The organism is Rathayibacter sp. AY2B7, from assembly GCF_002931635.1.
Classification (GTDB): Bacteria; Actinomycetota; Actinomycetes; order Actinomycetales; family Microbacteriaceae; genus Rathayibacter.
Map to the genome: position 1 here is coordinate 1 of NZ_PSUC01000145.1, position 6,189 is coordinate 6,189.

The following is a 6,189-nucleotide window of genomic DNA, read 5'->3' on the forward strand; positions in this document are numbered from 1 at the left end:
GAAGTCGGATGCTGACGGCTCCGGGTGCTGAAGGGCTGAAGGGCTGAAGGGCTGAAGGTCGCTCCTCGTCGAGCGCAGTCTCGGCGAGCCAGTCGCGGCCGATCATCGCGGCGGATGCCTGCTCGTCGACGCTGCGGGTGTTGAGCTGGAGGAGTCCCTCGGGCGTGAGTGCGGCGCTGATCGCGTCGATGATCTTGGCGGCGTCCCCGTCGATCTTCTCGCTCGCCACGGGGACGACGTCGGAGTCACTGCGGCCGGCGCCGGCGGTACGGAGTCGTCGTCGACACCCGGACGAGGCCCGCGCGCTCGAGGATGGGCCGCGAGTACTCGGTCGAGTCGCTGTGCACGAGGGTCTTCCCGAGGGCCTGGGCGGAGGCGGCGCGGGCGGCCGTGACCAGGCCGTAGAGCCCGCGTCCGCGGTACTCCGGCAGCGTCGCTCCGCCCCAGATGCCGGCGAAGGCGGTTCCGGGGACGGGCTCGAGCCGGCCACCGGACGCCATCCGCCCGTCGACTTCGGCGACCCACAGCTCCATGCCGTCGCCGCGCGCCAGGCGGGCGACGAGCGAGTCGGCGATCGACACGTCGACCTCCTCCTCGAAGGCGGCGTCGATCATGGCGCTGAACGCGCGGACGTCCGGCTCGTCGACGACCCGCCGCAGCACGACCCCCTCCGGGACCGGCCGGTCCGAGAGCAGCGCCTCGACCGGGCCGATCATGATCGACTCGGCCTCGTCCGGCGCGAAGCCGTTCGCGACGAGCGCGTCGTGCAGGCCGGGGGCCTCGTCGTGGCCGCGGGTCTTCCACTCGACGCGGGTGATACCGGGATCGGCGTCGAAGTGTGCGCAGGCCGCGGCGACCAGGCGGGCGATCTCCGCGGAGGAGGCGCCGGCGAGGTCGCGGTAGGTGACGAAGCCGCGTCCGCCGGCGAAGGTCACCAGATGCAGAGGCCCCTCGCGCGTCACGGAGACGGCGCTCGGGGTCTCGGCGTCGGAGCGGAGCTGGTCGTCGTAGGCGCGGAGGTAGTCGGAGCTCATCGCCCCGACGCTACCCCCGGACCCGGGCGATCAGGTCCTGGATGAAGGGGATGACGTCCTTCGCCTGGTCGACGCTGGCGAATCCGGTGGCGACGAGCGGCCAGATCGAGCCGATGAGCGTAGCGATCACGGCGGCCACCGCGGCGACCCAGGCGAGGGCCGCGTTGCGGGAGAGGAACGCGACCGCGAGGCAGGCCAGGCCGACCGCGTAGCTGAGGACGATCGAGAGGACGATCGCGCCGACCGGGACGTCGAGCGCCCCGGCCGTGGTGCCGTCCGCCGCGCCGATCAGCCCGAGGACGGGCAGCAGCACGGCGACGACGACCACGAACGAGAGCACGACGCCCGTGCCGAGCGCGATCCAGGCCGCACGCGGCTTGCGTCGCGCGCCGTACGAGCGGGTGCGCACGGGACTACTCCCGACCGGCGGCGGACGACGCGCGGTCGTCCTCGGAGCGGTGGGCGTCGGCGTCGTCGGACGCGTCGTCGCGATCGGCCGCGGCCTCGTCGCGCTCGACGTGCTCGGGCTCCTCCGCCGGAGCGACCTCGACGGTCGCGGTGCGGGGGTCGCCGTCGTCGTCGACCGGCTCGACCTGGACGCGCACCACGAACTCCGCGGTCTCGACGACGGCCGGGGCCGCGTGCGTCTCGACGCGGGGGTCGTCCTCGTCGCGCTCGGCGGCGCGCTCGGCGTCGGCCGTCTTCTGGGCGGCTGCGCGCTCGTCGCGCTCGTCGGCCGCACGGTCCATCGCGTCCGCGGCGTCGTCGGCGGCGTCCGCCAGGCGTCCGCGGGCGGAGTCGACGGCACCGGAGACTGCGTCGCGGGCGTTCCCGGCGGCCTCCTTGGCGGAGTCGCGGGCGTCGGACGCGGCGCGCTTGGCGGTGTCGACGAGCGGCTCCTTATCCTCCTCCGGCTTCTCGATCGGGTCGAACGGGCCGTGGACGTCGGTCGCCTCGACGTTGACGACGACGTGACCGCCGGCGACCGGCTCCGCCACGCGCTGCACCTGATCGCGGACGGCGTCCAGGACCTCGCGGACAGGGTGGGGGTACTCGACGACGAGGTCGATGTCGACGGTGGTGACGCCGTCGGCCTTCGAGACCGTGACTCCGGGGACGGTGCTGGTGCCCAGCACGCGGCGAGAGGCGCGGTCGAGGCCGCGGGCGACGGCTCCACCGAGGTGGTGGACGCCGGACACGCGCTGGGCGCTCTCGCCGGCGGCGGTCGCGACCCGGCTCTCGGTCGACTCGGGCTCGGACGGCTTCCCGTCGCGGCGGGCGGACTCGCGCCGGCTCTGCTCGTTCGGGGTCGGCTGCTCATGGGTGCGGATGCGCTCGACGGTGCCGGGCTCCATCGGATCGGACATGGGTGCTCCTTCAGAAAGACTTCCATCCCGCCTGAGCGGGGCTCTCCGGCCCTCCCGATCGGGAGGGCCGGACGGTGGTGCCGGCGGCTACTGCACGCGGGCGGTGCCGCTCATCTTCGTCCGCAGACCGCTGACGATCTGGATGACGACGGGCGTCTCCTCGCCGAGGAGGGCGTCCCACTGGCGGACGGCCTGGTCGACCGTCTGCCGGGTGCGGGCGGGCGAGGCGCCGCGGCGGGTGTGCGCGGTGACGCGCAGCACCTTCTGGTGCTTGATCTCGAACGCGGTCACGTCGACCGCGACGATGGACGGCTCCTGTGACAGGGCCTCCTCGAGGACCTGCTCGGCGACCTTCGCGTCGATGGTGACGGAGCCGCCCGTGGGCGTCCCCGCTCCCTCTCCGGAGCCGACGCGCAGCAGCGTGGAGGTGCGGCCGCGGCCCTGGCGCACGATGAAGCGCACCAGAAGCAGGATGAGGACGAGCGCGACGACCGCGATGACCCAGAGGATCCACGGGGTGCCGCCCGAGAGGGCCTGGCTCGTGGGGTCGGCCGCGTCCTGCGCGGCGGTGGACACGTTCTCCTGGACCTGCGGGAGCAGCGACCCCACCGCGACGGCGCCGCCGGCGAGGAGGAGGACGAGGCCCACGACGAACAGGAGCAGCCGGTTGAGGAATCGGTTCGTGGTGGTCATCAGCGGACCGTTCCCTTCTCGGACAGGCGCACCTTGGAGCGCAGGCGCGGGGTGCAGTCGAACGTGGCGAGCTCGGCGTCGACGGCCTCGCGGATCGGCGTGACGTCGATGCTGCGGCCGGAGGTGCGGGAGACCGTCACGTCGACGACGCGGGATCCGACCGACACCGACACGTCGTCCGGGTCGACGTCACCGGCATAGCCGGCGGTGCGGGCGACGGCCTGCGCGATGACACGGTCGTCGACGATCGCCGCGGTGCGGTCGGTGCTGACGGCGCGACGGCCGCGACGGCCGGGCTTGAGCGACACGACGATCAGGACGAGCCCGATCAGCGCGAGCACGGCGCCGGCGGCGGCGGTCAGCGCGATGGGCGCTGCGGCCGCGTTGAGCAGCGAGGACGCTCCGTCCTGCGGGGCCACGAGCAGCGCGGGCTGGCCGAGGACGGCGAGGACCGCCTCCGTGCCCAGCCACGCGAACAGGAGGATGAGCAGGACGGCGAGGACGATCGCCGATCCGGAGCGGGACGAGTGCGTCTCGCGCCGCACCAGGCGCGGGTAGAGCGCCCGGCCGGCAGTGGTGGGAGTCGTCACGACACCCTCCTTCGTTCTCGGAGGTCGGCACCGGTGATCCGGAGGTCGACCCGGCCGATCGTGGAGCCCGTCAGTTCGAGGCAGCGCGAGCGGATGGTCGTCTGCGCCCGGCTGAGTCGGTCCAGCAGCGTCCCGGAGGACCGGCGGCCCGTCTCGCCCAGGGGCGTGACGTGGATGGGGGCGTGCGCGACGACGTGGAGGCGTCCTCCCTCGTCGTCGAGCTCGACGGACACGTCGGACGAGTTCACGTCCAGAGCCTCCGCGGTGACGGCCGACACGACTCGGCGCACGGCGCGCGAGCTGATCGTCGTGCGGCCGTGGCTGGCCTCGTCGGCCATCACCGCCGCGGTCACGAGGACCGCCGCCCGCGGAGGGTGTCGCCGAGTGAGCGCAGGTCGAGCTTGCCCTCGACGACCCGCCCGACGCCGTAGCCGATCGCCATGGCGAGCGCGACCCAGAGGAGCGCCCAGAAGCCGAAGACGAGGGCGGTCAGCGCGAGGACCGCGCCGAGGACCAGGCCGATGTGGGACGGAGTCACTTGACGCGGCTCTCGGTCTCGTCGTCCTTGTCGTCCGAGGGGATGAAGACGTCGGAGATAGTGACGTTCACCTCGGCGACCTCCATGCCGACGACCGAGGAGATGGCCTCGGAGACGGCGGAGCGGATGCTGTCGGCGAGCTTCTGCAGCGCGACGGGGTACTCGGCGACGACGGTGATGTCGGCGGCGACCTGCTTCTCGCCGACCTCGACGGAGATGCCCTGGCCGCGGTCCTGCGCGTTGATCGCGTTGCGGATGGCGCCGATGGCGCGGGCGGCGCCGTTGCCCAGGTCGTGCACGCCGGGGACCTCGCGGGCCGCGATGCCGGCGACCTTCTCGACGACGCCGTCGGCGATCGTGTTCTTGCCGGCCGAGGTGGCGGTGCCGTGCTTGGCCGAGGAGGCGTTGGCGAGGCTGGTGGGGGTGACGTTGGTCATGATCTTCTCCAGATGGTCAGAGGTCGTGGCCGGGGCCGCGGTGCTCACGATCCGTGGCACATGATGAAGACGTGACCCGCGGCCCGGACGTCCCGGTGGTTCAGCAAAGGTGCAGGGAACGTCGAGCGGAGATGCGTTTCGCGGCCACCGGCGTCCACAGGCCCCCGCGGCGCACTCGCTGAGCGGCCAGCGGAGTGCACAGGCCGCTTCAGGCCGAGGTCGCCGTCCCCGCCAGGAGCCGACGGTCGCGCCGACGGGTGAGGGCGCGGCGCCAGGTGGGGCTCCCCCGCTCCTCGGCGACCGCGTCGAGGCCCCAGGACAGCAGGAGGACGACGACGAAGGCGACGAGTCCTGCTCCGTCGCGGCCGATCAGCGGCCGCAGCTGTTCGGATGCGGGCGTCCACGCCCGCAGCGCGGTCGGCGTCGCCGTGCTGCCGCTGGACTCGCCGGTCGAGGTCGAGCTGATCCTCCGGATCCGCTGGCCATGTCCGGCAGCGCCTTGAGGTGTACGACCGTACCCTTTTCATGATGATGGACATCGACTGGGCCTCCGGCTCCTGGACCACCCCGCCCGCGCGCGTCGCTATCGCGGAGGACGGACTGCGGGTCACCGCGAAGAAGGAGAGCGACGCCTGGCGCATCACCTCCTACGGCTTCGTCCACGACACCGAGCACGCCCTCCTCTCCCCGCTCGAGCAGGACACGGCCGTCGAGGTGTCCTTTCGCCTCGACTTCTCCGCTCAGTTCGACCAGGCGGGGATCTTCGTGAAAGTCGACGACACGACCTGGATCAAGGCCGGTGTCGAGCGCAGCGACGGCGAGGACAGCCTCGGCGCAGTCGTCACCCGCGGCCTCTCGGACTGGTCGCTCTCGCCCGTCCCGGAGTGGCGCGGGCGGCTCGTCACGATGCGCGCCAGCCGGTCCGGCGACGCGCTGACCGTTCGAGCCCGGGTGGAGGACGAGCCGTGGCGACTGGTGCGGGTCGCACCCCTCGATCCGAACGCGCCGGTGGCCGCCGGGCCCTTCTGCTGCGCTCCTTCCAGCGACGACCTCACGGTGCACTTCACGGTCTGGCGGACGGGGCCGGCGGACGCGGCCCTGCACTCGGAGGACTGATCCGTCGGTGACCACCGCGACTCGACAGATGAGGGCTCCGTCGGACTCCGTGGTGGCGCCGAGCGCCGTAGGAGTGCCGCCGTCCCCTGAGGTGCTCCGACGCCGCTCAGGGATTCGCCGGCGTCCAGGCTCCGGTGAGACTGTGATCCGGGACGCGGCGCCCGACTATCGACGAATCGAACGACTGATCACCACTAGTTGAGACTGTCTCGGTCCGACCTCGCCGCCTCAGCGAGAGGGCCTGCACCCCGGCTTCCGGCTCGCGGCGTCGGTCCTGCTGATCGTCGCCGGTATCCTCACGCCTCTGCAGGCCTGGATCGGCTGGATGCGCACCGAGCGCGCCCTGCGACTGAACACTCCCCTGCCCTCGGCCGCCCTCGCCCTGCCCCTGGGCGTGATCGTCGTCGTCACCGG

General features: G+C 72.8%; 9 protein-coding genes and 1 pseudogene. 1 reads left to right on the forward strand and 9 read right to left on the reverse strand.

The window, feature by feature from the left end:
- The 9 genes and pseudogenes from C5C27_RS16210 to C5C27_RS16250 all read right to left on the reverse strand — a co-directional run.
- A pseudogene (locus tag C5C27_RS16210) lies at nt 1-229 on the reverse strand (hypothetical protein); the annotation flags it as partial.
- Between the two features lie 16 nt (nt 230-245).
- Entirely contained in the window at nt 246-1,034 is a 789-nt protein-coding gene (locus C5C27_RS16215; RefSeq protein WP_104314920.1) for a GNAT family N-acetyltransferase, read from the reverse strand.
- Nucleotides 1,035-1,044: 10 nt separating this feature from the next.
- The gene (locus C5C27_RS16220; RefSeq protein WP_104223994.1) at nt 1,045-1,443 is read right to left on the reverse strand and encodes a hypothetical protein; all 399 of its coding nucleotides are present in this window, start codon (nt 1,441-1,443) and stop codon (nt 1,045-1,047) included.
- Between the two features lie 4 nt (nt 1,444-1,447).
- Nucleotides 1,448-2,401 (reverse strand): Asp23/Gls24 family envelope stress response protein, encoded by a 954-nt coding sequence (locus tag C5C27_RS16225; protein ID WP_104295122.1) that lies wholly within the window; start codon nt 2,399-2,401, stop codon nt 1,448-1,450.
- An 87-nt stretch (nt 2,402-2,488) separates the two neighbouring features.
- Entirely contained in the window at nt 2,489-3,094 is a 606-nt protein-coding gene (locus C5C27_RS16230) for a hypothetical protein (RefSeq protein ID WP_104238125.1), read from the reverse strand.
- Nucleotides 3,094-3,684 carry a DUF6286 domain-containing protein gene (locus tag C5C27_RS16235; protein ID WP_104232927.1) on the reverse strand — a complete coding sequence of 197 codons (591 nt, stop codon included), beginning with the start codon at nt 3,682-3,684 and terminating at the stop codon, nt 3,094-3,096. The genes C5C27_RS16230 and C5C27_RS16235 overlap by 1 nt, the downstream gene beginning before the upstream one ends.
- A complete protein-coding gene (locus tag C5C27_RS16240; protein WP_244230558.1) occupies nt 3,681-4,037 on the reverse strand; it encodes a hypothetical protein in 357 nt (118 codons plus the stop codon). The genes C5C27_RS16235 and C5C27_RS16240 overlap by 4 nt, the downstream gene beginning before the upstream one ends.
- Nucleotides 4,034-4,222 (reverse strand): DUF2273 domain-containing protein, encoded by a 189-nt coding sequence (locus C5C27_RS16245; RefSeq protein WP_104223990.1) that lies wholly within the window; start codon nt 4,220-4,222, stop codon nt 4,034-4,036. Before C5C27_RS16245 ends, C5C27_RS16240 begins: the two co-directional genes overlap by 4 nt.
- Nucleotides 4,219-4,659, reverse strand: coding sequence for an Asp23/Gls24 family envelope stress response protein (locus C5C27_RS16250; RefSeq protein WP_104223989.1), 441 nt, complete (start codon nt 4,657-4,659; stop codon nt 4,219-4,221). Before C5C27_RS16250 ends, C5C27_RS16245 begins: the two co-directional genes overlap by 4 nt.
- A 525-nt stretch (nt 4,660-5,184) precedes the next feature.
- On the opposite strand from C5C27_RS16250, the gene C5C27_RS16260 reads away from it, so the two are divergent.
- Nucleotides 5,185-5,775: a DUF1349 domain-containing protein gene (locus C5C27_RS16260; RefSeq protein WP_219813193.1), complete on the forward strand. Its 591-nt coding sequence runs from the start codon at nt 5,185-5,187 to the stop codon at nt 5,773-5,775.
- Nucleotides 5,776-6,189: the final 414 nt, after the last annotated feature.